Consider the following 24,351-nt stretch of genomic DNA (forward strand, 5'->3'; position numbering starts at 1 on the left):
TAAGCATTACGCCGCGTTGTGTGCATCGCGAGCAAGCTCGCTCCTACAGGGGGAGGTGCTGAAATTATTTGGGGTAGAGCGGTGGCAGGCTGCTGGGTTCGGTACTCGCGTCCTGCTCGCGCTCGGCGGCAGGAATGCTGCGAATCGCCTTCCACAGTTCATCACCCTGCCAGTATTGACCGGTTTCGCTGTAAAGCGCGCCGTTGAGGCCGTCCAGCGCATCCGACAACAGCACAAAGCGGGCGGCCATTTCGGCCAGGGTTTCCGGTTGTTGCCGTGCCCAGGCATCCAGTGCCTGGCGCGTGGCCTGCGGGTCGTTGGCCAGGCAGGCGCGCTTGAGGTCATCGAGCAGTGTGCGCGGGCTGGGCCCGGTTTGCGCGGCACGTAGCACGGCCGGCTGCGAGCGCGCGTGCCACCACAGGCCAAAACCGGCGAGGGTGCTACAGGCCAGCAAGAGCGTGGCGAGTTGCCAGATCCACAACGAGGAGCTTTCGTTCAGCTCGCTGGGGAGGCTGGCGGGCGTGTCGACGACCAGGTTCGGATTGGCGACCACCTGCAAGGCTCGTGCGGGCAGATAGCTGCGTTCAAGGCGGTCTTCGTGAGTGTTCCACCACACGACTTCAACGGCGGGCAGGTCAATTTGGCCGGCCCGGGTCGGGACCAGGGCCTCACGCTCTTCGCGGCTGCCGATCAGGCCGTGTTCGGTGATTTGATTGTTGAGTTGCGGTTGATCCGGGTAGCCGCGCAAGCCGCTGACATCCGTCATGGGCAAGGCGGGCAACTGGGCGCTGGACAGGCCCTCGGCCTTGAGCGTCAGGATCCGGGTCAGGGAGTCGCCGACCTGAGCGTGATCAGGCTCCGGGTGCCAGGTTTCGCTCATGCTCAAGCTGCGGGCAGGCAGCCAGGGGGCGATGGCGGGGTAGTCCGCTGGCTTGGATTTGACCGCCAGCGAAATGTCGGTGGAGCGCACATGCACCAGTTTTCCGGGTTTTGGGCCCAAGGGTGCAGGCGCGCTGGCCTGTTGGTTGTCGACCAGAGTGGCACTGAAGGTCAGGGCCGGGATCAGCAGTTGACCACTGTGCTGGGGGTAAAGGCCGTAACGCACCTCGATCACGCCATGGCGTACGCCATTGATCAACTTCTCATAAGTGCGTGATTCACCCAGCTGTTCGACGATGGCGTCTGCCAGGTGCAGGGGGGTCAGGCTGCTGTCGTCATACAGCGGCACCGAGTGGTAGATGCGCAGGGTCAATATCGCCTGGGCCTGCACGTAAACGCTGGACTGATCGAGGCTGGCCTCGATAAACACCGGAGCCAGCTGACTGTCGCTGGCGACGCTCGGGGTGACGGTCAGGCTAATGGGCTGGCTGTGATACTGGCCGACTTGCAGTGACGGAATGATCACAGTGCCGGTGTGCCTGGGCTGCAAGGTGACGATCCAGCGGGTCGAGGCTTTCTCATCGTCACTGAGGGTGGTGAGCTGGTTGACCTGGCGCGTACCGCGCACGTCAAACAACGCCTCCAGCGGCGTCAGGTCGGGTTTGCCGAACAGCGTGGCGTCGTCGGACTCAAGGGTCAGCTCCACGGTTTCGCCGGAATTGAGCTGGTCGCGGTCGACACTGGCCACCAGTCCCAGCGCATGGGCCGGCAAGATCCAGCAACACAGCAAGAGAAGCAAGGCAAAGCGGTTCATTGAGGCGTGTCCTGATGTTGCTGCTGTTCGTACCAAAACTTTCGTCGCAACAGTTCTCCGGGGTTGTCGGGGATCTGCTTGAGCCATTGCTCCAGGGCCTGGCGATGTTCTTCGTCAAGCTGGCTACTGGCCGGGGCCGGCGGGCGCGTGGTCTGCTCATCGCCAGCTTCGGCGTCAGTACCGGTGTCCGGATCGGGTTCGGCATCGAGCGACTCATCCGGGTTGGCCTCACTGGAGGGCGTCGCGGTCGAGCTGTTTTCCTGATGTGTCGCGCTGGCTCCGGAAGTACCGGGCGAACTGGAGCTGATCGGCGTTTCGGGTTCAGGTGATTCGGCGGCGGTCTCGGGCGGCTTTTCGGGCGCTGGAGGCTCGGCATTTTTTTGCTCGAGCAGTCGTTCGATCACCGCTTTATTGTGCTCGGCGGCTTGCAGGTCCGGCTGCAATTCCAGCGCCTGCTCATAAGCATCGATGGCGGCTTCGAGCGCACCGTCCATGGCCAGTGCATTGCCGCGATTATAGTGCGCGCTGGCGCTATTGAGCTCGGCGAATCGCAGAGCCGCGCCGGCATAATCACCGGCCTGATACAGCGCCAGGCCCTGCCACTGCGGGTCCTTGAAGTGCTCGACGGCTTGCATCGGCCGGTTTTTCTCCAGCAGCCGCTGACCTTGCTGATCGGGGCGCAACCAGAGGTCAGTGAAACTCATGGCATAGCCGGGCTGGGGCACCATGAGCAACAGGGGCAAGCAGAACAGCCAGCCACGACGCCCGGCACAGGCGGCCAGCAGCAACAGCGGCAACAACAGCCAGTAACCCTGGTCGGCCCAGGTATCCAGGTGCAGCGTTTGCCCGTCCTCACGCAGGTGTTGAGGGCCGTCCAGCAGGCCCAGACCGCGCAGGTCGTTGTCGTCCAGTCGCGCCTGACGGTAGCGGCCGCCCACATCCAGGGCGAACGCCCGCAGGCTCTGGCTGTCGAGGCGCGGCATGAGAATCGCGCCCTGATCATCCTTGAGGAACTGGCCGCTTTCATCCACCACCGGTGCCCCCTCGCGACTGCCGACACCGAGCATCAGCAACTGCGGGGTGTGGCCGTCCAGGGCCTGGCGAATACCGAAGCGTTCCTCCTCACTGAGGGAGGAGGTGATCAGCAGCAGGCGGCCCTGGCCCAATGCGCCCTGATCGAGCAGTTTCAGGGCTTTGACAACGGCCAGGTCAGCCCGATGCCCGGGTTGCGGCATGAGCGAAGGCTTGAGAGCGTCGAGCAGGTTATGGCTGGTGGCCAGATCGTCGGACAGCGGCACCAGGGTGTGGGCGCTGCCGGCGTAGACAATGACTGCGGTTTGCGCATCGCTGCGGCTCTGCAGCAGGTCATACAGCTTGCGCCGAGCCTGTTCCAGCCGGTTGGGCGATTTGTCGGTGGCGAGCATCTCGGGCGTGAGTTCGAGCATCACCACCAGCGGATCCGCAGGTTTCTGAGTCGAATGCTCGACACGTTGCCAGCCAGGGCCCAGCAGCGCCAGGAGCGCCAGCAGCCAGGCCAGCCCAAGGGCAATCCACGGCAGTTTGCTGTTGCGGCCATTGCCCCCGCTGAGCAGCACCCGGTGAAAGGCCACAGGCAGGATCATTTGCCAGCGCCCGACGCGTTTCTGCCGATGCCAGAGTTTCCATAGCAGCCAGCAGAGCAGGGGCACTATCAGCAGCCAGTCAGGGCGCAACCAGTGTGGCCAGAGTGCGCTCATCGGCGTCTCCGCAGGCGCAGGCGTTTGAGCCGTTGACGCCATTCAGCCTGTTGTTGCAGAAAATGTTCCTTACTCAGTAAACGCTGCAGCGGGTTGTTTGGCCATAGTTCACGGATGACCAGCAATACGCTCAGCAGCAGGGCACCCGCCAACGGCCAGCTATAAAGCGCCTGCGCCGGTCGCGCCTGGGTCGGCTGCTGGGTGACGGGTTCGAGTTGATCAAGGGAGTCCTTGATTGCGCTCAGCTCGCGTCCGTCGCGGGCACGGAAATACTGGCCGCCGGTGACGGCCGCGATTTCTTTCAATGCAGGCTCATCGAGGTCGACCCCCGGGTTGATACCGAAGGTGCCTTTGCTGCTGGTGTCTTCAGGGTCGGCGCCAATACCGATCGGGTAGATTTTTACGCCTTCCTCGGCGGCCAGGCGCGCAGCGGTCAGCGGATCGATCTGGCCACCGTTGTTGGCACCGTCGGTGACCAGTATCAGTACCCGGCTTTGGGCAGGACGCTGGCGCAGGCGCTTGAGCGCGAGGCCGATGGCATCGCCGATGGCGGTGTTTTTACCGGCGATGCCGATCCGTGCTTCGTCGAGCCAGGTGCGCACGGTATGGCGGTCGAACGTCAGCGGTGCCTGCAGATAGGCCTGGCTGCCAAAGAGGATCAAACCAACCCGGTCACCTTCACGGTTCTCCAGAAAATCCCCCAGCAGGCTTTTAACCAGGTCAAGGCGGGTAAGGTCTTCGTTTTGCCATTGCATGTCCGGGAAGTCCATCGACCCCGACACGTCCACCGCCACCAGCAGATCGCGTCCGCTGGCGGCAATCGGTAACGGCTCGCCCAGCCATTGCGGGCGGGCGGCGGCAGTCAGCAGCAACAGCCACAGCAGCCAGTAGGGTGTTTGCTGACGCCAGGACGGCATTCTGGTTCGTGCCTTGCGGCGTGCCAGTTCTTCGAGGTCGGCCAGGAAGCTGACTTCAAGTACCGGCTCGCCACTGTCGGCGGCCGGCAACAGGCGCCGCATCAACCACGGCAGCGGAAGCAAGGCGAAAAGCCACGGCCAGGCGAACTCAAACATGTTTGCGAATCCAGGTTTCAACCGCTTGATTGAGCCCGGCGATGGCTTTGTCATCGAGCTTGCATTCAGGTTTGTAGGCGCCTTCGACCAGTACCATCCAGCGCGTCAGGCCGGCAGCCGGGCAGCGGTTGTCGAGGAAGGCCAGCCATTTTCGGCCATTGAGGGTGTGGCTCTGGCTGTACGGGTAGTGGTTGCGGCACAGGCGTTTAAGCAGGCCGTTAAGCTGCTGCAGCCAGGCGCCGGCGGGTGCACCGTCGTAAGGTTTGGGAAAGTTCGCCAGCTCTTCGAGGGCCGCCAGTCGTACCGGGTCCAGCGGCTGCTCGACTGCGCGCGCCTGGCGTTTGGCGGGCAAGTAATGGCGCAAACGCCACGCACCCCAGGCAAGCGCTGCCAGTACGATCAGCAGCAGCCACCAGCCGGGCGCAGGCGGCCAATAGCCAATGGCCGGTGGCGGGATCAGGGGCTGCAGTTGCTCAAGTTCTTTCATGAGGCTTTGCCAGGGCGTTTGGCGTTCAGGTATTCACGCAACTGCTCGACCATTTCGCTTTGGGTACTCAGCGGCATCAACAGCACGCGCAGCTTTTGCGCCAGCAGCTCCCAGCGGGCGATACGTGCTTCGGCCTGGGCCCGGTAGGCCTGGCGCAGGTCGTAATTGAGCGTGTCGAGCTCGATCCGGGCGCCCCGTTCGGCAAAGCGCAGCAGCCCGGCGGCGGGCAGCGCGTGGTCCAGCGGATCGGACAAGGGCAGCAGCATCAGGTCGCAATGACGGGCCAGCAGGCTCAGCTGTTGTTCAGCGGCGTCAGTCAGGGCCCGCTCATCGCAGATCACGATCACCAGACTGCCGGGGCGCAGCACTTCGCGGGCCCGAATCAGCGCCATGCCCAGGGCATCACGGTCGGATTGCACCTCGGTGTGCAGCGATTGATTGACTCGCACCAACCGGTTGAGCAATTGCAGCAGGCTCTGCTTGCTGCGCCGGGGTTTGATTTCGTAATGCTCGTGATCGCCAAACACCAGTCCGCCGACCCGGTCGTTGTGGCCGAGGGCGGCCCAGCCAATCAGGCTGGCCGCCTGGGCGGCGAGCACCGATTTGAACATGCGCCCGGAACCGAAAAACAGTCGGCGGCTTTGTTCAGCCAGGATGAAGATCGGCCGCTCGCGCTCCTCATGGAACATCTTGGTGTGCGGTTCCTGGGTCCGGGCCGTGACACGCCAGTCAATGGTGCGCACATCGTCCCCGGCCTGGTACACCCGGACCTGATCGAAATCGACCCCGCGCCCGCGCAATTTCGAGTGGTGCAAGCCCACCAGCGGGCTGCGCTGGCTGGGGGAGGAGAACAATTGCACTTCACGCACCCGATGCCGCATCTCGATCAGCTCGGCAAGGGTGACGCGAATGCCGGGTTCGGCGGGCAGAGGGTTGTTCATCGGTCAGGCAACGGCAACGACGTCGAGAATGCGCTGCACCACACGGTCCTGGTCAATCCCTGCGGCCTCGGCTTCGAACGACAGGATGATGCGATGGCGCAGCACGTCGAACAGGACGGCCTGGATGTCTTCAGGGCTGACGAAGTCGCGCCCGGCCAGCCAGGCGTGAGCCCGTGCGCAGCGATCCAGGGCAATCGAGCCACGCGGGCTGGCGCCGTAAGCGATCCAGTCGGCCATCTCGGGGTCGAACTTGCCGGGGGTTCGGGTCGCCATTACCAGTTGCACCAGGTATTCCTCTACGGCGTCGGCCATGTACAGGCCGAGGATCTCCTTGCGTGCTGCGAAAATCGCCTGCTGGCTGACCCGGCGCTCGGGCTTGGTCTCGCCATTCAGGGCTTCGCCACGGGCCTGCTGGAGGATGCGGCGTTCGACGGCTGCGTCCGGGAAGCCGATTTTGACATGCATCAGAAAACGGTCGAGCTGGGCTTCGGGCAACGGGTACGTACCTTCCTGCTCGATGGGGTTCTGCGTGGCCATCACCAGAAACAGCGGTGACAGCTCGTAGGTGCTGCGCCCGACGCTGACCTGACGCTCGGCCATGGCTTCGAGCAGGGCCGATTGAACCTTGGCCGGAGCCCGGTTGATTTCATCCGCCAACACCAGGTTGTGGAAGATCGGGCCTTGCTGGAACACAAAACTGCCGGTTTCAGGGCGGTAGATCTCGGTGCCGGTGATGTCGGCCGGCAGCAGGTCCGGGGTGAACTGAATTCGATGGAACTGTGCCTCGATACCTTCGGCCAGCTCTTTGATCGCCTTGGTTTTGGCAAGGCCGGGCGCACCCTCGACCAGCATGTGGCCGTCGGCCAGTAATGCGATCAGCAGGCGGTCAATGAGTTTTTCCTGACCGAGAATCTGCGTTGAGAGAAAGGTTCGCAGCGCTAGCAGCGCTTCACGATGTTCCATCGATGACTGTTCCTGAAAAGGACACCGACGGCGCAAGAGTTACGCCGGGGCTGGGGGCATTACTTTAATCCATTGAAGGTGCTGCGGACTAATGGCGGGGCGGCTTTTTATGGAAAAATCCGAAAACTCAGCGGTTGTTGAGAATGGTGCTTATCTGCGGCGGGCTCAAAACGCCGTTTCAGGGTTGAACAAGGCGATAAAACGTCCGGGCGTTATGCCACAGCGCGTTTTCAGCCGCGTTTTCACCCAGCGCATCGATCAGCAGGTGAATGTCGCTGTCGGCAAATGCCCGGGGGGCTCGGGTGGAGGGCAAGTCCGTGCCAAACATCAACGCCTGAGGATTGGCACTGTGGATGTGCCGCAAGGCTTGAGGCACGTCAAAGTCGACCCGGCCAAAGCCGCAGGCCTTGATCCGGACGCCGTGCCCGGCCAGGCGCAGCAGGCTGGGCAGACCGTCCTGGTGCAAGCCCAGGTGGTCGATGCTCAGGGCGGGCAAGCGCAACAGGCGGGCCTCCAGCGAGGGCAGTTCCCGTGCATCGATGTACAGCTCTGAATGCCAGCCCAGTTGCTCATGGACGCGTTTGGCCAGGAATTCGAGCTGGTCGAGTTGCTCCGAACCGCCGCGTCGCAGGTTAAAGCGCAGAGCACGTACCCGGTGCCGGTGCAGGGTTTGCAGTTCGGCATCGGTGACACTGGCCGGCAATTGGGTGACGCCCACAAAGCCGGGACCAAGGCGCTTTAGCGCGGCAATCAGGTAAGTCTGGTCAAACCCCTGAAAGGATCCCGACACCACTGCGCCACCTGCAATGCCCAAAGGCTGGGTGCGTCTCTGGTAATCATCAACCGTAAAAGGCTGCGGCAGATAGACATTATTGGCAATCAGAGGGAAAGCGCTGTCGATGATATGGCAGTGGGCGTCGAAGATCGGGCGCATGGCAGACTCCTGGGGGCGATCAGGCCGGTTCGCGGATGTAAGTGCCGGTACCGTCGAGGATGTTCTGCAAGGTCTGTTCGATTTCAGCCAGGTCTGCTGCATCCGAGTTGTGCAGGATTTCCAGGTGGTCATCGCCCTTGAGCACGTCGGTATCGCCGGCGCCGATTTCGATCAGCAGCCGGGTAGGGCTCAAGGTGACTTTGATCCCGTCCAGCGTCGAAGGCTCGTCATCGAGGGTGATCTCCAGCTCGTCCTCGTCGGGGTAGCGGGTCATCAGGAACATTTCGCCTTTATCGCTGTGGCAACACAGCATGGCCATGTTGTCTTCTTCGTCATCGCACGGGTTGACGATCAGCAGGGAGGTGGTCATTTGCATGGGTAATTCCTGGCGCTCTGGGCGCGGGTCGGTCGAACAAAGGCCGATTTTGCCAGCCCGGGCAGATTTATGCTGGTTTGAATGCGCTTTCCTGAAAAACGATCAACCCTTGAATGTCAGTCATTTCCGAAACGAGTGACGGACAAATGAGCGCATTCAAGAATGCAGACTGCTTTTGGATGCTAGGGTTGTTCATGGTCAGGCTCCGGGGTTGCGTGCCCATGACCGAATATGTCGCTGCACCGCAAGCAGGCCGGGTAGATCAATCGTTAAGCTGCATCCCGGACTGTTATCTCTAAAGACACAGCCCGTTTATCGGGCAGTCGTTTTTGTAGATACCGGTCCGGGAGTGTGAATGTGACTCTTGGCTCGTGGCCAGCTTCACCTCCCGGTCATGCTGCGTTTTGAGGGTATAACCTGCGCAGTAGTGACGGCTCCCTACGCGGGAATAACATGCGACGCTTCTCTCAATAACAAGCCCAAGCGGAGTACCACAGATGGCGTTCTTCACCGCAGCCAGCAAAGCCGACTTCCAGCATCAACTGCAAGCGGCACTGGCCCAGCACATCAGTGAACAGGCACTGCCACAAGTGGCGCTGTTCGCTGAACAATTCTTCGGCATCATTTCTCTGGATGAACTCACGCAACGGCGCATGTCCGATCTCGCCGGCTGTACGCTGTCGGCCTGGCGCCTGCTCGATCGCTTTGACCCGGCCCACCCGCAAGTACGGGTCTACAACCCGGATTACGAACGCCATGGCTGGCAGTCGACGCACACTGCCGTTGAAGTGCTGCACCATGATTTGCCGTTCCTGGTGGACTCGGTGCGTACCGAGCTGAACCGCCGTGGTTACAGCATCCACACCCTGCAAACCACGGTATTGAGCGTTCGCCGCGGGGCCAAGGGCGAGTTGCTGGAAATCCTGCCCAAGGGCACGAGCGGTGAAGGCGTCTCGCAAGAGTCGCTCATGTACCTGGAAATCGATCGCTGCGCGAATGCCGCCGAACTGAATGTGCTGAGCAAGGAACTGGAACAGGTTCTTGGTGAAGTGCGGGTTGCTGTGGCTGACTTTGAGCCGATGAAGGCCAAGGTTCAGGAACTGCTGGAGAGCATCGACAGTTGCCAGTATGCCGTCGATGCTGACGAAAAAGCCGAGATCAAGAACTTTCTGGAGTGGCTGGTGGGCAACCACTTCACGTTCCTGGGCTACGAAGAGTTTGTGGTACGTGACGAGGCAGATGGCGGTCATATCGAATATGACCCGCAGTCGTTCCTCGGTCTGACCAAGCTGCTGCGCGCCGGCCTGACTGCTGAAGACCTGCGGATCGAAGACTACGCCGTCAGCTACCTGCGCGAACCGACCCTGCTGTCGTTTGCCAAGGCCGCTCACCCAAGCCGCGTACATCGCCCGGCTTACCCTGACTACGTATCGATCCGCCAGATCGATGCCGACGGCAAGGTCATCAAGGAATGCCGCTTCATGGGCCTGTACACCTCTTCGGTGTATGGCGAAAGCGTACGGGTCATCCCATACATTCGCCGCAAGGTGGCGGAAATCGAACGCCGTTCCGGCTTCCAGCCCAAGGCGCACTTGGGCAAGGAACTGGCCCAGGTCGTTGAGGTTCTGCCCCGCGACGACCTGTTCCAGACCCCGGTGGACGAGCTGTTCACCACCGTGATGTCGATCGTGCAAATCCAGGAGCGCAACAAGATCCGCGTGTTCCTGCGCAAAGATCCGTATGGCCGCTTCTGCTATTGCCTGGCCTATGTGCCGCGCGATGTGTACTCCACCGAAGTCCGGCAGAAAATCCAGCAGGTCCTGATGGAGCGCCTGCAGGCTTCGGACTGTGAGTTCTGGACGTTCTTCTCGGAATCGGTACTGGCCCGCGTGCAGTTGATTCTGCGGGTCGATCCAAAAAACCGGATCGACATCGACCCGCTGCTGCTGGAAAAAGAAGTGGTTCAGGCCTGCCGCAGCTGGCAGGACGACTACAGCAACCTGGTGGTCGAAAGCTTCGGCGAGGCCAACGGCACCAAAGTGCTGGCTGACTTCCCGAAAGGTTTTCCCGCCGGCTACCGCGAGCGTTTCGCGGCGCACTCGGCCGTGGTCGACATGCAGCACCTGATGAGCCTGAGCGACAAAAATCCGCTGGTGATGAGCTTCTATCAGCCGCTGGGGCAGAGCGCCGGTCAGGAGCTGCACTGCAAGCTTTATCACGCCGACACGCCGCTGGCGTTGTCCGACGTGCTGCCAATCCTGGAAAACCTCGGTCTGCGAGTGCTGGGTGAGTTCCCGTATCGCCTGCGCCACGCCAATGGCCGTGAGTTCTGGATCCATGACTTCGCCTTTACCGCCGGCGAAGGTCTGAACCTGGACATCCAGCAACTGAACGACACCCTGCAGGATGCCTTCGTGCATATCGTGCGCGGCGATGCAGAAAACGACGCCTTCAACCGCCTGGTGCTGACTGCCGGGCTGCCGTGGCGCGATGTGGCATTGCTGCGTGCTTATGCCCGTTACCTGAAACAGATCCGCCTGGGCTTCGACCTGGGGTATATCGCCAGCACCCTGAACAACCACACCGACATCGCCCGCGAGTTGACCCGGTTGTTCAAGACTCGCTTCTACCTGGCCCGCAAGTTGACCGCAGAAGACCTCGACGACAAGCAGTTGCGTCTGGAACAGGCGATCCTGACGGCCCTTGACGATGTTCAGGTGCTCAACGAAGACCGCATCCTGCGTCGCTACCTGGACCTGATCAAGGCCACCCTGCGTACCAACTTCTACCAGCCGGATGCTCACGGCCACAACCGTTCGTACTTCAGCTTCAAGTTCGACCCGCACCTGATTCCCGAACTGCCAAAACCGGTGCCGAAGTTTGAAATCTTCGTCTATTCGCCGCGGGTTGAAGGCGTGCACTTGCGCTTTGGCAACGTGGCCCGTGGCGGCTTGCGCTGGTCGGACCGTGAAGAAGACTTCCGTACCGAAGTGCTGGGCCTGGTAAAAGCCCAGCAAGTGAAGAACTCGGTCATCGTACCGGTAGGCGCCAAGGGCGGCTTCGTACCGCGCCGGTTGCCGCTGGGCGGGGGGCGTGACGAGATCCAGGCAGAAGCGATTGCCTGCTACCGGATCTTTATTTCCGGCCTGCTGGACATCACCGACAACCTGAAAGACGGTGCGCTGGTGCCTCCGCAGAACGTGGTGCGCCACGATGAGGATGACCCGTACCTGGTAGTGGCGGCCGACAAAGGCACCGCAACCTTCTCCGATATCGCCAACGGCATTGCCATCGATTACGGCTTCTGGCTGGGCGATGCGTTCGCTTCGGGCGGCTCGGCCGGTTATGACCACAAAAAAATGGGCATTACCGCCAAAGGCGCCTGGGTCGGCGTGCAGCGCCACTTTAAAGAGCGCGGAATCAACGTTCAGCAAGACAGCATCAGTGTGGTCGGCGTGGGCGACATGGCCGGTGACGTGTTCGGTAACGGCTTGTTGATGTCCGACAAGCTGCAACTGGTCGCTGCCTTTAACCACCTGCACATCTTTATCGACCCTAACCCTGAACCGGCCAGCAGCTTTGCCGAACGTCAGCGTCTGTTCGATCTGCCACGCTCGGCGTGGTCGGACTACAACACCGACCTGATGTCTGCCGGCGGCGGGATCTTCTCCCGTAGCGCGAAAAGCATCGCCATCTCTGAGCAAATGAAAGAACGCTTTGCGATCACCGCGGACAAGCTGACCCCGACCGAGCTGCTGAATGCCTTGCTCAAGGCACCGGTGGACCTGCTGTGGAACGGCGGTATCGGTACTTACGTCAAGGCCAGCAGCGAAAGCCACGCCGACGTAGGCGACAAAGCCAACGATGCGTTGCGCGTCAATGGCAACGAACTGCGCTGCAAAGTCGTGGGCGAGGGCGGTAACCTGGGCATGACCCAGCTGGGTCGCGTGGAGTTTGGCCTCAACGGCGGCGGTTCCAACACCGACTTCATCGACAACGCCGGTGGTGTGGACTGCTCCGACCACGAAGTGAACATCAAGATCCTGCTCAACGAAGTGGTGCAGGCCGGTGACATGACCGAGAAGCAGCGCAACCAGTTGCTGGGCAGCATGACCAATGAGGTCGGCGCGCTGGTGCTGGGCAACAACTATAAACAGACGCAGGCTATCTCGTTGGCTGCCCGTCGCGCTTATGAGCGTATTGCGGAATACAAGCGCCTGATGAGCGACCTGGAAGCCCGTGGCAAGCTGGACCGTGCCATTGAGTTCCTGCCGACCGAAGAGCAGCTTAACGAACGCATTGCCGCTGGCCATGGCCTGACCCGTGCCGAACTGTCGGTTCTGATCTCGTACAGCAAGATCGACCTCAAGGAAGCCTTGCTCAACTCCCAGGTGCCGGATGACGCCTACCTGACCCGCGACATGGAAACCGCGTTTCCACCGATGCTGGTCAACAAGTTCGCGGAAGCCATGCGCCGTCACCGCCTCAAGCGCGAAATCGTCAGCACTCAGATCGCCAACGATCTGGTCAACCACATGGGCATCACCTTTGTGGAGCGCCTGAAAGAGTCGACTGGCATGAGTGCCGCCAACGTGGCGGGTGCTTATGTGATCGTGCGCGACATCTTCCACCTCCCGCACTGGTTCCGTCAGATCGAAGCCCTGGACTACCAGGTTCCGGCCGAGATTCAGATGGCGTTGATGGACGAGCTGATGCGCCTGGGACGCCGTGCCACGCGCTGGTTCCTGCGCAGCCGTCGCAACGAACTGGACGCGGCACGCGATGTGGCGCATTTCGGTCCGCATCTGGCGGCGCTCGGGCTCAAGCTCGACGAACTGCTGGAAGGTCAGACCCGCGAAGGCTGGCAGACCCGCTACCAGGCCTACGTCAAGGCTGGCGTACCGGAACTGCTGGCACGCATGGTGGCCGGTACCACGCATCTGTACACCTTGCTGCCGATCATCGAAGCATCGGATGTGACCGGCCAGAATGCAGCAGACGTGGCCAAGGCGTACTTCGCCGTGGGCAGTGAGCTGGACCTGACCTGGTACTTGCAGCAAATCAGCAATCTGCCAGTGGAGAACAACTGGCAGGCGCTGGCCCGCGAGGCGTTCCGTGACGACATCGACTGGCAGCAGCGAGCGATTACGGTATCGGTTCTGCAAATGGCAGATGCCCCGGACAATATCGAAGCACGTCTGGCGTTGTGGCTTGAGCAGAATCAGGTGATGGTAGAGCGCTGGCGCGCCATGCTGGTGGACTTGCGTGCTGCCGGTGGTACGGACTACGCGATGTATGCGGTGGCCAACCGTGAGTTGCTTGACCTCGCTATGAGCGGTCAATCAGGGCTCTGATAGCCTGAGCAACACAACAAAGCCCCGGATTCCGGGGCTTTGTCGTTTCTGGTCAGATTCCCATGTTGCCCAGGGTTTGCACGATATTGCGCAGCGTACCGGCGAGGGTCGGGTGGTCGATCTCAAAACGCTCTATGGCAAGGTTCACGTCGTCCGAGAGACTGGTGTTTTGAGTGGCTTGCTCAACCTTGATCTGGGCCTCGATTCGCTCGGCCAGGGCATTCAGTTCAGCACGCTGCTCAAGGGACAGCGGCGGATTTTTGTCGAGTTGCTCGCGCAGGGAGTCGAGTTGTTCTTGCAGGTCGCGGGCAGGCATAGCATTCATCCTTTATTGATAGGCTCTGGTATAGACCGCCCGTACGGGCAAAAGGTCTATGAACGGACGCTTAGATTAATCCACCCGGGTTGCGCGTGCATGATCTCTATCACGTTCGAGGCCGGGAATTGTGCCGCGGCGCTTGTTCGCGGCAGCCTCATAGTGCAACGGGTGCAGCCGATTGTGGAACATCCTGCAACTGAGGAAGTCTGTGTAGGATGTTTCTTGGGGCTACCAAAGAGATAAATCCCGTTATACTCAGCGCCTGACTCGGGGCGCAGCGCCCAAGTGTTAAGTACTTACCAGGAGTGTTTGCTATGCGCTGGACTGATCGTCTCGCTCAACTTTGTGTCTGTGCCGGTGTGGCGATGGTCCCGTATGCGGCCAGTGCGGCAACGGAAGATGATCCGTGGGAAGGGGTTAACCGGGCCGTTTTCTCATTCAACGACACCGTTGACAAATATGCCCTGAAGCCACTCGCACAAGGCTACCAGTTCATCACGCCGCAATTCCTGGAAGACGGCATCCACAACATGTACCGAAACTTCGGTGATGTCCGCAACCTGGCCAACGACGTGCTGCAAGCCAAGCCCCACGCTGCCGGTGTAGACACCGCCCGCGTGCTGTTGAACACCACCCTTGGCCTGGCAGGCTTTTTTGATGTCGGCACCAAAATGGGCCTGCAGCGCAATCAGGAAGACTTCGGCCAGACCCTGGGTCGCTGGGGCGTACCAAGCGGTCCTTACGTCGTACTGCCGCTCTTGGGGCCAAGCACCGTTCGTGACACCGCCGGCATCTACCCGGACTCGTTCACCCAGCCGTACCGTTACATGCACGATGTCCCCGCACGCAACACGACCATGGGCCTCGATATCATCGATACCCGTGCCAGCCTGTTGTCTGCTGAAAAGCTGATCACCGGTGACCGCTACGTCTTCATTCGCAATGCGTATCTGCAAAACCGTGAGTTCAAGGTTAAAGACGGGCAGGTTGAAGACGACTTTTAAGCCGTTCGACACCCCTCCCGCAAAAAACGGCCCGAGTGGCCGTTTTTTATATTGTCAGGCACGAAAATGGCAGGGTGTGAAGCCCCCTGACCCTTGGTTTTAGTTGCCGTTGGCGAGGTTCTTATAACCCGCAGGAATTTATCCTTGCGTACGTCTGGCGCCGCCATCGGCCTGAGCTTGAAACCCCCCGCGGATGGGAGTACCGTCTGCGCCTTACACGGGCACCTTTGTAGGATCGAGTCATACAATCGATTTGAATCAGGGATGTTCATAAGCCAATTCCGTCGTTAAGCCCGAGCTGTTCGGACGCATGCGACAACCTAATTCTGGCGCCGTTTGCCCACATGCAAAAAACCAGTGCCACGCTGCTGATCATTGATGACGACGAAGTAGTACGCGCCAGTCTGGCGGCCTACTTGGAAGACAGCGGTTTCAGGGTCCTGCAGGCCAGCAATGGCGTGCAAGGTCTTCAGGTGTTCGAGCAAGAGCAGCCAGACTTAGTGATCTGCGACCTGCGTATGCCGCAAATGAGTGGTCTGGAGCTCATCCGCCAGCTCTCGCTGCGCTCGCTGCAGACACCGGTGATCGTCATCTCGGGTGCGGGCGTGATGAGTGACGTGGTCGAAGCCTTGCGCCTGGGCGCTGCCGACTACCTCATCAAGCCTCTTGAAGATCTCGCCGTTCTGGAGCATTCCGTTCATCGGGCGCTGGACCGTGCGCGCCTGGTGCATGATAACCAGCGCTACCGGGACAAGCTGGAATCTGCCAACCGCGAGCTTGAGGCCAGCCTGCACCTCCTGCAGGAAGACCAGAACGCAGGCCGGCAGGTTCAGATGAACATGCTCCCGGTCAGCCCCTGGTCGATCGATGACTTCAACTTTGCGCACCAGATCATTCCATCCCTGTACTTGTCCGGCGACTTCGTCGACTACTTCAGGGTGGATGAGCGCCGGGTCGCGTTCTACCTGGCCGACGTTTCGGGTCATGGAGCATCGTCCGCGTTCGTCACGGTGCTGCTGAAGTTCATGACCACGCGCTTGCTGTTTGAGTCCAAGCGCAATGGCACCTTGCCAGAGTTCAAGCCGTCCGAAGTGCTGGGGCATATCAACCGTGGCCTGATCAACTGCAAGCTGGGCAAGCATGTGACCATGGTCGGCGGCGTAATAGATGAAGAAACCGGTCTGTTGACCTATAGCATCGGTGGCCATTTGCCGCTTCCGGTGCTTTATACCCCCGACAGCGTTGGCTACCTGGAAGGTCGCGGCCTGCCAGTAGGGTTGTTCAACGAAGCCACCTATGAAGACCACGTCATAAAACTGCCGAGCACCTTCAGTCTCACACTGATGTCCGATGGAATATTGGATCTTTTGGCCGAGCAGACACTCAAAGAGAAAGAGGCTGCCTTGCCACAACGGGTAAAAGCAGCGGGCGGCAGCCTGGATGGCCTGCGTCGGGTTTTTGGATTGGCCACGCTTGGGGAGATGCCGGATGATATCGCCTTGTTGGTGTTGAGCAGGAATCTTAAATGACTACCGGTAGAATTCAGTTCGCCGAACAGGACGGCACGTTCGTCCTGAAGTTTGTGGGTGAGGTGCGCCTGACGTTGTGTTCATCACTGGATGCAACCATCGACAGGATCTTCACGGCGCTTAATTTCTCGGCGATTGTGATTGACCTGACCGAAACCTGCAGCATCGACAGCACCACCTTGGGCCTGCTGGCCAAGTTGTCGATCCTGTCGCGTCAGAAAGTCGGCCTGTTACCGACGGTGGTCACCACCCATGAAGACATCACACGGTTATTGCAGTCGATGGGCTTCGATCAGGTGTTCAACATTATCGGCACGCCAATCCCGTGCCCTGAGTGCCTGACAGACTTGCCGTCCCAGGACCAGTCGGAAGAAGTGGTGCGGGTCAAGGTGCTCGAAGCGCACAAGATCCTGATGGGCCTCAACGACTCCAACCGCGAAGCCTTCCATGATCTGGTGAACGCCCTCGAGCGTCACTGAGCCCCGGCAGCGCAATCAGGTCTCGTAGCCGTTGGCTACGCCCGATTGCGCCGCCAACGTGATTGCGGGTTGTCAGTCTTCACAGATGCACCGCAGGGCCTGACGTAACCACGGCTGCGTCGTCGGGCGCAGTCTGATACGGCCCTGCAGCCATCCATGCGCGCTCAGCGACCTTCCAGCAGCTCACCGGCTTGATCCAGCAAGGCCAGGGGATCCTTGGCCTTGTGAATATCCACCGACAGCAACTGACGGAAGCGACGGGCGCCCGGAAAACCCTGACCCAAGCCCAAAATGTGACGCGTGATGTGATGCATCGCGCCGCCAGCAGCAATATGCGCCGCAATATAAGGGCGCAGCGCTGCAAGCGCCTGCGCACGGGAAATCACCGGCGCGGTGCTGCCGAACAGCTGCTGATCCACCTCGGCCAGCACATACGGATTGTGGTACGCCTCGCGGCCCAGCATCACACCGTCAAACACCTGCAAATGCGCCTGGCATTGCTCCAGCGTCTTGATCCCGCCATTGAGAATGATCTCCAGCTCCGGGAAGTCGGCTTTCAACTGCGCGGCGACGTCATAGCGCAACGGAGGAATATCGCGATTCTCCTTCGGCGACAGCCCCTCAAGAATCGCAATGCGCGCATGCACCGTAAAGCTCTGGCATCCCGCATCCTTCACCGTCCCCACAAAATCGCAGAGCTCGGCATAACTGTCGCGGCCGTTAATCCCGATCCGGTGCTTGACCGTGACCGGAATCGACACCGCATCGCGCATCGCCTTCACGCACTCGGCCACTAACGCCGGATGCGCCATGAGGCAGGCGCCAATCATATTGTTCTGCACCCGATCACTCGGGCAACCGACATTAAGATTCACCTCATCATAGCCAGCCGCCTCCGCCATCCGCGCGCATGCCGCCAAATCAGCCGGCGTACTGCCGCCCAGCTGCAACGCCAAAGGATGCTCAGCCTCGTCATGCCGTAAAAAACGCTCGGCATCGCCATTCAGCAACGCCCCGGTCGTCACCATCTCGGTGTAAAGCAACGTATGACGGGACAACAGCCGCAGGAAAAACCGGCAATGCCGGTCAGTCCAGTCCATCATCGGCGCGACGCTAAAGCGGCGGGAGGGCTCAGGCTTGATATATAGCGGGTTTGAAGCTGTATTTAATGACATTTTGATCTGCGTGTTTTGTACCGTTTTCAGGCATGTTTGGGCGTTTGTACCCGGTCGTCAGCACACTGTACCAATCGAAATCTGGTGTGTACCACTGATGGCGACGATCAGAGCCCAAAGAGCGCGTGGCCCGGCCAGCGGCACTGCTCAAATCCGGATTAATCGTGAAAGGGCGCAAGTCTACCAAGAGCGCCGGGGTTTCGCCTGGAAACAGGTGGTTCAACCGTGAGTAAGCAAGCGTGAAGCCGAGCTAGTTGAACGGGCAAAGTTCATCTACGCGAGGGTTAGAAAAAGGGCTGGCTCACCTTCGACACTGACGCCAAGCGATTTTCTTCAACAGAGCCAAAGGCAAGTCGGATGCTCTCATCGTGGGCACTCCAGTGGCGTATCCAACGCACGGTCGTTAGCCTTCGCGGATAGTGACAATAGTTTTACCTGGCAAGCGACCTTCTCTCAGCGCGACAAGATGTTCAGGCACCTGCTCAAGACCAATTATCGTTTCCATCATCGGATTCAGTTGTCCTTCGGCCACCAGCGAGAGCAATGAGTTGAGCATCTTCGCGAAATCCTCCTGGGTCGGCAGGTGACCAGAAGAATAGGCTCCGCCCAAGGCGACCTCATGAAACGACGCTGCATACGTGTACGGCGGTACACGGCTCAGATCAGGCATTGGATCAATGCACAGCAACTGGCCGTTGTAGCGAATCAGATCGAGGGACTTCCGGGCATCCTGCGGGTTAGAAACCTCCAAGAATATATCTACCCCATAGCCGCCGGTAAGGGCATGCACTTTCTCTTTCAGCTCAGGATCATCCCGTTCGAAGATATGGTCAGCACCCAGCGCGCGTACACGGCGGGCCTGAGAGGTGCGAGCTAGAGCAATAACTGTTGCACCTACTGCATTTGCGATCTGCACTGCGAATCCGCCAACCGCGCCGCTCGCCCCTTGTACCAATACTGTTTGACCCGGTTGCAGATGTGCTTTGCGAATGAGCGCTTGATACGCAGTCATACCTGCGCAGGGAAGGGCGGCGGCACTCTGAAAACTCACCGACTCAGGCACGCGTGCCAGCACGTGAACGGGTACCAGTGCGTATTCGGCAAACACGCCTTGTTCGCGCAGATTACCGTGCCATGCCACGCGATCTCCAATTGCCCATCCTTCGACTCCTTCACCGATCTGATCGATGACGCCCGCGCCATCTAGACCCAAGATCTGCGGTGCATTCAGCCACGGTACGGTGCCGTCGGCCAGCTTCCAGTCCACAGGATTCAACGACGCCGCATGAACGCTTACCCGCACTTGTCCCATCAGCGGTATTGGCGCGGGGACGTCTCGAAGATGCAGAGAAGACAGCGTTATATCCACGGCGTCGCAGACGATGGCGCGCATTGGGACGGGTGTCGGCAGGGGATCGTTATTCACGATTTTCTCCAGAGCGAGCTAAGGGACGTCGATTGAGTAAATTACTGACAGGGATACATCCATAAAGTAAATATAGGCGGGTGAAACTATAATTAAAATAACGGCCGGATTATGGTTTCGATAAGAGATATTTATGCTAAACCCGCAATGGCTTCGCACTTTCGTCATGCTTTCTAGGGAAGGTACTTTTACCCGTGCTGCCGAATGTCTGGACTTGACTCAAGCCGCAGTCAGCCAACATGTTCAGCGTCTTGAAGCGCAACTCGGCCCACTGCTCATTAGACGTCCGCGCCGCGTTGAGCTTACGCCAGCCGGCGATGCGCTATTGATCTATTGCGCTGAACTGCTGGCTGCCGACCAGCGCCTGCACCAACGCTTATCCGCAAAGGATGATGAGCACGGTGAAATCAGCCTGATCAGCCCTGGGAGTATCGGATTGGCTTTGTATCCACATATCTTGGATTGGCAGCAGGTGTACCCTGGTCTCAGTGTTCGGCACCGTTTTGCCCCAGACAGTGAGGTGCTGAGTGCGGTACTAGAGAACCGCTTCGAACTCGGCCTAGTTACCTTGCGGCCTGATGACCGGCGATTGAGAGTCAGCCTTTTCGCCGAAGAACCACTTGAATTAGTTGCGCCTGCAGGAGCGGGTGTCAATGATTGGTCAGACTTGGAACGCCTCGGCTTTATGGACCATCCCGACGGCCAGGCCATGGCGGGACGACTGCTCAGCAGATACTTTCCAGATGCGCCCGGTGTGGGCAGTCTATCCGTCAGTGGTTACACTAACCAAATCACCCTGATCCTCGAATCTGTCGCACGTGGAATAGGTTTCACCGTTATTCCACGCTATGCGCGGCTGGCGTTCGCTAGGCCGGAAGCCATTCAGGTGATTGAAAGCGGAGCGAGGGTAGTTGATACCCTTTGGCTGCTACATCGCGCTGAATGGGCGCTTTCGGCCAGGGCAGAACGCTTGCTCGAGCATTTGCGCCAGAATATCCTGTGACACCTGATCTGCGCGGTTTGAGTAAGTAAAACTCAAACTTACTAGATAAGAGCAGGATGTCGGCTAAGTCACTTTAGGCATCGTCAGTGCCTGGTTTTCTAGGCGTTATCGATTGCGGAGACTGAATGATCATGGCCTGTTCGTGTGCACAGGTTATTTCCGCTTTCGGCCATTAGCCGTCGTTTGCAGCAGGGGGAGGAAGTCAACTAAGGACGCTAGATAGTTTCGATCAATTTATTACAGGGATGTACCAATAGATCACCGAAATGACTGTCGCGATCCATGTAATACAAAGACATATATACAAGACGACAAAGAGGTTTTCTTTCATGACTGAACTGTAAGGCCTGAGTGGATAATAATTCAGGATCTCGAGCAAAGGGCTCTCACTTACACGATGAGTTCTACCCATTAAGCTTTCCGAGATAGTCCTTGCTCTTCGAACACAGGCAAATGCTTCTGGAAATCACTCACCGAAAACTCGAACTCCAGTTTTCGGATCTCAACCAGTTACGCTAATAAGAAGCTAATGATTTACCAACGGTAGCGTCACCACGAACTCACTTCCCTTCCCATTTCCCTCGCTTGTAGCGACAACCTTGCCGCCGTGTGCTTCCACCAGCTCCCGAACTACAGTCAACCCAATGCCCAAGCCAGCTCCGTTGAAACCTATCGCATGTTCGTCCTGAACGTAAGGATCAAAAATAAAAGGCAATGCTTTGGCTGAAACACCAATTCCATTGTCGGAAACACTTATCTTCAAAACATCAGTATCTACTGTCACAGACAGCTTGATACAACCGTCGGCCGGAGTGTATTTGGCAGCATTTGCCAGTAGATTATTGAGAATCTGAGCGAGACGTCCCGGGTCTCCGCTCACCATCAAGATACCAACGGGAAGAGTGGCGTCAAAATGCTGATTTCGCTTGGTCATCACAGGTGCGCACGCGTCAACAGCGTCATTCAGAACTTGCAGCATATCTACATCGCGGCGATCGATTCGCAATTTGCCCGTGCTCATGCGGGAGACATCAAGCAGATCGTCAACCAGTCGTGAAATACGCTGTACTTGGCTCTCAATCAACTCACACATTCGCGGTAGCTGATCACTAGGCAGCCGGACCATACGCTCTGCAATCATGCTAATGGGTGTTAATGGATTTCGCAGCTCATGGGCCACCAATGCAAGTACGCTTTTCTGCTGACTCAGCGCGCGCTCGGCGGCAGCCTGAAGGTCTTGAGCACTGAGCGCAGCTATGACCAACTGCGCGTTAGCCTCGCGCAGCTCTTGAAACAAACTCTGCTCCTCCAAGTGAGGGGGGGGCTGCAGCATCTGATTGTGCCAATAGAATCGCCAACACTAACTGTTGATTGGCCTCAATTACTTGTTCGACCTGCTGGGTATCCACCAGCCGGCTACTTGCGTCGCTCAATTGTTTTTGTAGTGCTGCTAATACGGCGCGAGCTTCAACAGTTTTTTGACCAAGCAGGAAGAGTTCGTGAGCAGCATTGGCTATCTCTCGCTCATTCTTGCCACCGGCAATACTCATGAGTCGAACTCAAACATTTTTCTCTCCTGCGCGTAAGGCTCCTGAATTCTGTTTTGTCGGTCGCCCACCGAGCAAGCCTTCCTGATCTGGCAGCATTTCGCCAATATGAAGGCCGTTATCGTCGATGTGGTATTGACGCAACTCATCGGAATGGGCGCTGGCTCGCACCTTGACCACGGCCATGATACGCAACAAGCGACTCTCTACTTCAATATAGCGTTGAACGATGATTGCGTCGGTCAGAAACGCCGTGCCATAAGGACTAAAACGCAGATCGGTGTAGCGGTCTTCCAACTCCGAGGTCATCAAGACGCTGACCCCAGCACGGGTCAACGCGGTGACCATGCGCGACAGCGACTCGCGGAAGTCTTCGCGAAAGGTCGGAGCCAGCGCCAGCTCGAAGCCGGACAACGAATCGATGACCACCCTCGTGGCTTTTAGTCGGCGGATCTCGCTGAGCAGCAAATGGACGATTTCGTCGATAGATAGGTCTGGCGCACGGCTATCCACCAAACCGACCTGACCGCTTTGGATCAGGCTTGCCAACGTGGCATTTTGCGAGTGGTTGGGGCGTTGTTCGAACACAGCGATCACACCGGTTTCGCCATTGCGCGCGCCTTCGGCCAAGAAGGTCGCCGCCAGAATGCTTTTGCCCGAACCCGACGGCCCGGCCACTAGCAAGGAATAACCGCGAGGCAGCCCCCCGCCGAGCATCTCGTCGAGCTGTGGCACGCCCATTGTCAGGCGTTTGATGGGAAATTCTAGCGGTGCTTCAACTTCAACCTGATTGAGGGCGGCGGGTGCAAAGACCTTGATCCCGGATGTGGCGATACGAAAGGTGTGCAGCCCCGGCAATGTCGGTTGTCCGCGCATCTTCATGATTTCCATTTTGCGCACCATCGAGTTGCGCTGAACGCTCTGACGCAGCCAGATCAGGCCGTCGGCTACGGTGAAAATCGGATTGGTGTCGGTTTCGGTGAAATATTCACCAATTAGGAAGGTCGTTGCTTGCCAGGTGGTCATCAACATGCCTAATTGCTGAACAAATTGCGGCAGGTTGTTGTTGGGATTGTCTTGAGTCTGGCTCGCCAGTACCACGGAGCGGAACGAGTCGACAAATACCAGCGACGGAGAGTAAGCCTCTACCTCGCTTACGATTCGCCGTAGCACCTCGTCCAGATCCCCGGCCAGGGTGTCGTCGGCCAAGTTAATGTAGCGGATTGACTGGTTGATCGCTTCGCTGTCGAAAAAATCGAATTGCTGCTGATAACGCAGCATCTTCAGCGGTGGCTCGCCGAGTACTGTAAAAAACAGAGCAGGGCGTTCGGGCGTCGCCAGGGCAAACATCATCTGATGCGCCAAGGTGGTTTTGCCGCAGCCAGGCGGGCCTGCGATCAGGTTGAACGAAAATTCCGGCAGTCCTCCACCCAGCACCTCGTCAAGTCCTGGCACGCCGGTGGCCAAGCGGTTGATAGTCACTTTGGTGTTCATGGTGAAGTTTCCTGCGAAAGGGTGTCGCTCAAAGAAGGTTTCCACACGCCACGAAGCAAACGTGCGGTGAGCGAGGGCCCGATCAGCGTGGTCAGCAGCTCGTAAAAGGTAGTCAGCAACACTTCACCGAAAAACAGCGCATCGGTTTCGCTTTGCTCAGCGATTACGGACTTGAGGGCAGTCAGATCCATGCCGGGCTGCACTCTGTCAAAGGTGTTGGCCAAACGTGGATTAGTGGAGGTGCACAGGTGGAGGCTGCGGCGATAAAGCGCGGCAACGCCTTGCTGGCCGATGATGGGCGTGAGGGCTTCGTCCATATCCTGCAAGGTTGAAATGATCGCTTGGGCGATCCTTTCAGCATCAGCATTGGAACCAACAAGGTGCGCCAGAGAAGCTACGATCTGGCTGCTCTCTTCGCTAAGCGTGGACATGACTGACTGGTATCTGATGGACAGAGCTTGATGGTACACCCTATGGCTATCTATCGAGCTTCAATCGAACGCAGCATTGCAATTGATATCAATTACAGTGGCAGAATGAGTTTTTGCATGCAGTTTGATCAACCGCGCCTGGTCGATTGCTGTCCTTTTCTGTTCACTCAGGCAACATCGACCGACCCGCGCATCTTCACCCAGTTCGTGAGCTCCATGATGGCAGCTTCAAGGGCAAGCTGATTTTCGTAGATATTAGGGTGGCACCGGGCGCACCGAATACCGCTTGCAGCGGTTGCAGGCGGGCCGCTACGTGTGGAACTGCGACAGCCAGTAAGCCCGCCGCGTTACGAATAACGAACAGAAAGGTGGATCGGTTCAGGCGAT

General features: G+C 58.8%; 21 protein-coding genes. 6 read left to right on the plus strand and 15 right to left on the minus strand.

The genetic code is table 11. The annotated features are described in order from the left end of the window. Positions 1–64: 64 nt before the first annotated feature. The 8 genes from DQN55_RS10005 to DQN55_RS10040 form a co-directional block, all read right to left on the minus strand. Positions 65–1,693 carry a BatD family protein gene (locus DQN55_RS10005; protein ID WP_048380324.1) on the minus strand — a complete coding sequence of 543 codons (1,629 nt, stop codon included), beginning with the start codon at positions 1,691–1,693 and terminating at the stop codon, positions 65–67. Continuing rightward, positions 1,690–3,429 (minus strand): VWA domain-containing protein, encoded by a 1,740-nt coding sequence (locus DQN55_RS10010; protein ID WP_048380323.1) that lies wholly within the window; start codon positions 3,427–3,429, stop codon positions 1,690–1,692. The genes DQN55_RS10005 and DQN55_RS10010 overlap by 4 nt, the downstream gene beginning before the upstream one ends. Beyond that, positions 3,426–4,502 carry a vWA domain-containing protein gene (locus tag DQN55_RS10015; RefSeq protein WP_048380321.1) on the minus strand — a complete coding sequence of 359 codons (1,077 nt, stop codon included), beginning with the start codon at positions 4,500–4,502 and terminating at the stop codon, positions 3,426–3,428. Before DQN55_RS10015 ends, DQN55_RS10010 begins: the two co-directional genes overlap by 4 nt. Continuing rightward, entirely contained in the window at positions 4,495–4,989 is a 495-nt protein-coding gene (locus tag DQN55_RS10020; RefSeq protein ID WP_048380319.1) for a DUF4381 domain-containing protein, read from the minus strand. The genes DQN55_RS10015 and DQN55_RS10020 overlap by 8 nt, the downstream gene beginning before the upstream one ends. Continuing rightward, on the minus strand, positions 4,986–5,930 hold the full coding sequence (locus DQN55_RS10025) for a DUF58 domain-containing protein (RefSeq protein WP_048380316.1): 945 nt from the start codon (positions 5,928–5,930) through the stop codon (positions 4,986–4,988). Before DQN55_RS10025 ends, DQN55_RS10020 begins: the two co-directional genes overlap by 4 nt. Before the next feature lie 3 nt (positions 5,931–5,933). Beyond that, the gene (locus tag DQN55_RS10030; protein WP_003444726.1) at positions 5,934–6,893 is read right to left on the minus strand and encodes an AAA family ATPase; all 960 of its coding nucleotides are present in this window, start codon (positions 6,891–6,893) and stop codon (positions 5,934–5,936) included. A gap of 178 nt (positions 6,894–7,071) precedes the next feature. Beyond that, a complete protein-coding gene (locus tag DQN55_RS10035) occupies positions 7,072–7,827 on the minus strand; it encodes an amidohydrolase family protein (protein ID WP_048380313.1) in 756 nt (251 codons plus the stop codon). Between the two features lie 19 nt (positions 7,828–7,846). Then, complete coding sequence (locus tag DQN55_RS10040) at positions 7,847–8,203, minus strand: hypothetical protein (protein ID WP_048380311.1); 357 nt, start codon at positions 8,201–8,203, stop codon at positions 7,847–7,849. Positions 8,204–8,700: 497 nt separating this feature from the next. On the opposite strand from DQN55_RS10040, the gene DQN55_RS10045 reads away from it, so the two are divergent. Continuing rightward, the gene (locus tag DQN55_RS10045; protein WP_048380309.1) at positions 8,701–13,557 is read left to right on the plus strand and encodes an NAD-glutamate dehydrogenase; all 4,857 of its coding nucleotides are present in this window, start codon (positions 8,701–8,703) and stop codon (positions 13,555–13,557) included. A 52-nt stretch (positions 13,558–13,609) separates the two neighbouring features. Here DQN55_RS10045 and DQN55_RS10050 read toward each other — a convergent pair whose 3' ends face one another. Then, on the minus strand, positions 13,610–13,873 hold the full coding sequence (locus DQN55_RS10050; RefSeq protein WP_048380307.1) for a DUF4404 family protein: 264 nt from the start codon (positions 13,871–13,873) through the stop codon (positions 13,610–13,612). A gap of 317 nt (positions 13,874–14,190) precedes the next feature. Between DQN55_RS10050 and DQN55_RS10055 the strand changes: the two genes are divergently transcribed. The 3 genes from DQN55_RS10055 (at position 14,191) to rssC (ending at position 16,888) form a co-directional block, all read left to right on the plus strand. Beyond that, positions 14,191–14,880 carry an MlaA family lipoprotein gene (locus tag DQN55_RS10055; RefSeq protein WP_048380306.1) on the plus strand — a complete coding sequence of 230 codons (690 nt, stop codon included), beginning with the start codon at positions 14,191–14,193 and terminating at the stop codon, positions 14,878–14,880. Between the two features lie 344 nt (positions 14,881–15,224). After that, positions 15,225–16,409 (plus strand): two-component system response regulator RssB, encoded by a 1,185-nt coding sequence (gene rssB / locus DQN55_RS10065; protein ID WP_048380305.1) that lies wholly within the window; start codon positions 15,225–15,227, stop codon positions 16,407–16,409. Next, on the plus strand, positions 16,406–16,888 hold the full coding sequence (rssC, locus tag DQN55_RS10070; protein WP_048380303.1) for an anti-sigma factor antagonist RssC: 483 nt from the start codon (positions 16,406–16,408) through the stop codon (positions 16,886–16,888). Before rssB ends, rssC begins: the two co-directional genes overlap by 4 nt. 164 nt (positions 16,889–17,052) lie before the next feature. On the opposite strand, the gene dusA is transcribed toward rssC, so the two are convergent. Both dusA and DQN55_RS10080 read right to left on the minus strand, forming a co-directional pair. Then, positions 17,053–18,063: a tRNA dihydrouridine(20/20a) synthase DusA gene (gene dusA, locus DQN55_RS10075; RefSeq protein ID WP_048380301.1), complete on the minus strand. Its 1,011-nt coding sequence runs from the start codon at positions 18,061–18,063 to the stop codon at positions 17,053–17,055. A gap of 403 nt (positions 18,064–18,466) precedes the next feature. Beyond that, complete coding sequence (locus tag DQN55_RS10080) at positions 18,467–19,489, minus strand: zinc-binding dehydrogenase (RefSeq protein ID WP_197714163.1); 1,023 nt, start codon at positions 19,487–19,489, stop codon at positions 18,467–18,469. A gap of 133 nt (positions 19,490–19,622) precedes the next feature. Here DQN55_RS10080 and DQN55_RS10085 point away from each other — a divergent pair, with 133 nt between their 5' ends. Next, on the plus strand, positions 19,623–20,492 hold the full coding sequence (locus tag DQN55_RS10085) for a LysR family transcriptional regulator (protein ID WP_048380299.1): 870 nt from the start codon (positions 19,623–19,625) through the stop codon (positions 20,490–20,492). 526 nt (positions 20,493–21,018) lie between these two features. On the opposite strand, the gene DQN55_RS10090 is transcribed toward DQN55_RS10085, so the two are convergent. From DQN55_RS10090 to DQN55_RS10100, 4 genes are read right to left on the minus strand one after another with little or no spacing between them, the layout of a single operon-like run. Next, positions 21,019–21,789: a sensor histidine kinase gene (locus tag DQN55_RS10090; protein ID WP_231995665.1), complete on the minus strand. Its 771-nt coding sequence runs from the start codon at positions 21,787–21,789 to the stop codon at positions 21,019–21,021. After that, positions 21,764–22,042 carry a hypothetical protein gene (locus tag DQN55_RS22395; RefSeq protein WP_231995667.1) on the minus strand — a complete coding sequence of 93 codons (279 nt, stop codon included), beginning with the start codon at positions 22,040–22,042 and terminating at the stop codon, positions 21,764–21,766. The genes DQN55_RS10090 and DQN55_RS22395 overlap by 26 nt, the downstream gene beginning before the upstream one ends. Positions 22,043–22,051: 9 nt before the next feature. After that, positions 22,052–23,533, minus strand: a complete 1,482-nt coding sequence (locus tag DQN55_RS10095; protein ID WP_048380297.1) for an ATPase domain-containing protein — start codon at positions 23,531–23,533, stop codon at positions 22,052–22,054. Beyond that, positions 23,530–23,964 carry a hypothetical protein gene (locus DQN55_RS10100; protein ID WP_231995669.1) on the minus strand — a complete coding sequence of 145 codons (435 nt, stop codon included), beginning with the start codon at positions 23,962–23,964 and terminating at the stop codon, positions 23,530–23,532. The genes DQN55_RS10095 and DQN55_RS10100 overlap by 4 nt, the downstream gene beginning before the upstream one ends. Before the next feature lie 42 nt (positions 23,965–24,006). Here DQN55_RS10100 and DQN55_RS22245 point away from each other — a divergent pair, with 42 nt between their 5' ends. After that, the gene (locus DQN55_RS22245) at positions 24,007–24,207 is read left to right on the plus strand and encodes a hypothetical protein (protein ID WP_126514207.1); all 201 of its coding nucleotides are present in this window, start codon (positions 24,007–24,009) and stop codon (positions 24,205–24,207) included. The last annotated feature ends 144 nt before the right edge of the window (positions 24,208–24,351 follow it).

The organism is Pseudomonas taetrolens (assembly GCF_900475285.1).
GTDB classification, from domain to species: Bacteria; Pseudomonadota; Gammaproteobacteria; order Pseudomonadales; family Pseudomonadaceae; genus Aquipseudomonas; species Aquipseudomonas taetrolens.

Coding starts and splice junctions, on each gene's coding strand:
- DQN55_RS10015 (WP_048380321.1), bottom strand. CDS start 4,502: ATGTTTGAGTTCGCCTGGCCGTGGCTTTTCGCCTTGCTTCCGCTGCCG.
- DQN55_RS10005 (WP_048380324.1), bottom strand. CDS start 1,693: ATGAACCGCTTTGCCTTGCTTCTCTTGCTGTGTTGCTGGATCTTGCCG.
- DQN55_RS10085 (WP_048380299.1), top strand. CDS start 19,623: ATGCTAAACCCGCAATGGCTTCGCACTTTCGTCATGCTTTCTAGGGAA.
- DQN55_RS10040 (WP_048380311.1), bottom strand. CDS start 8,203: ATGCAAATGACCACCTCCCTGCTGATCGTCAACCCGTGCGATGACGAA.
- DQN55_RS22395 (WP_231995667.1), bottom strand. CDS start 22,042: ATGAGTATTGCCGGTGGCAAGAATGAGCGAGAGATAGCCAATGCTGCT.
- DQN55_RS10010 (WP_048380323.1), bottom strand. CDS start 3,429: ATGAGCGCACTCTGGCCACACTGGTTGCGCCCTGACTGGCTGCTGATA.
- DQN55_RS10055 (WP_048380306.1), top strand. CDS start 14,191: ATGCGCTGGACTGATCGTCTCGCTCAACTTTGTGTCTGTGCCGGTGTG.
- rssB (WP_048380305.1), top strand. CDS start 15,225: ATGCAAAAAACCAGTGCCACGCTGCTGATCATTGATGACGACGAAGTA.
- rssC (WP_048380303.1), top strand. CDS start 16,406: ATGACTACCGGTAGAATTCAGTTCGCCGAACAGGACGGCACGTTCGTC.
- DQN55_RS10045 (WP_048380309.1), top strand. CDS start 8,701: ATGGCGTTCTTCACCGCAGCCAGCAAAGCCGACTTCCAGCATCAACTG.
- DQN55_RS10035 (WP_048380313.1), bottom strand. CDS start 7,827: ATGCGCCCGATCTTCGACGCCCACTGCCATATCATCGACAGCGCTTTC.
- DQN55_RS10020 (WP_048380319.1), bottom strand. CDS start 4,989: ATGAAAGAACTTGAGCAACTGCAGCCCCTGATCCCGCCACCGGCCATT.
- DQN55_RS10030 (WP_003444726.1), bottom strand. CDS start 6,893: ATGGAACATCGTGAAGCGCTGCTAGCGCTGCGAACCTTTCTCTCAACG.
- DQN55_RS22245 (WP_126514207.1), top strand. CDS start 24,007: ATGGCTATCTATCGAGCTTCAATCGAACGCAGCATTGCAATTGATATC.
- DQN55_RS10050 (WP_048380307.1), bottom strand. CDS start 13,873: ATGCCTGCCCGCGACCTGCAAGAACAACTCGACTCCCTGCGCGAGCAA.
- dusA (WP_048380301.1), bottom strand. CDS start 18,063: ATGTCATTAAATACAGCTTCAAACCCGCTATATATCAAGCCTGAGCCC.
- DQN55_RS10095 (WP_048380297.1), bottom strand. CDS start 23,533: ATGAACACCAAAGTGACTATCAACCGCTTGGCCACCGGCGTGCCAGGA.
- DQN55_RS10100 (WP_231995669.1), bottom strand. CDS start 23,964: ATGTCCACGCTTAGCGAAGAGAGCAGCCAGATCGTAGCTTCTCTGGCG.
- DQN55_RS10025 (WP_048380316.1), bottom strand. CDS start 5,930: ATGAACAACCCTCTGCCCGCCGAACCCGGCATTCGCGTCACCCTTGCC.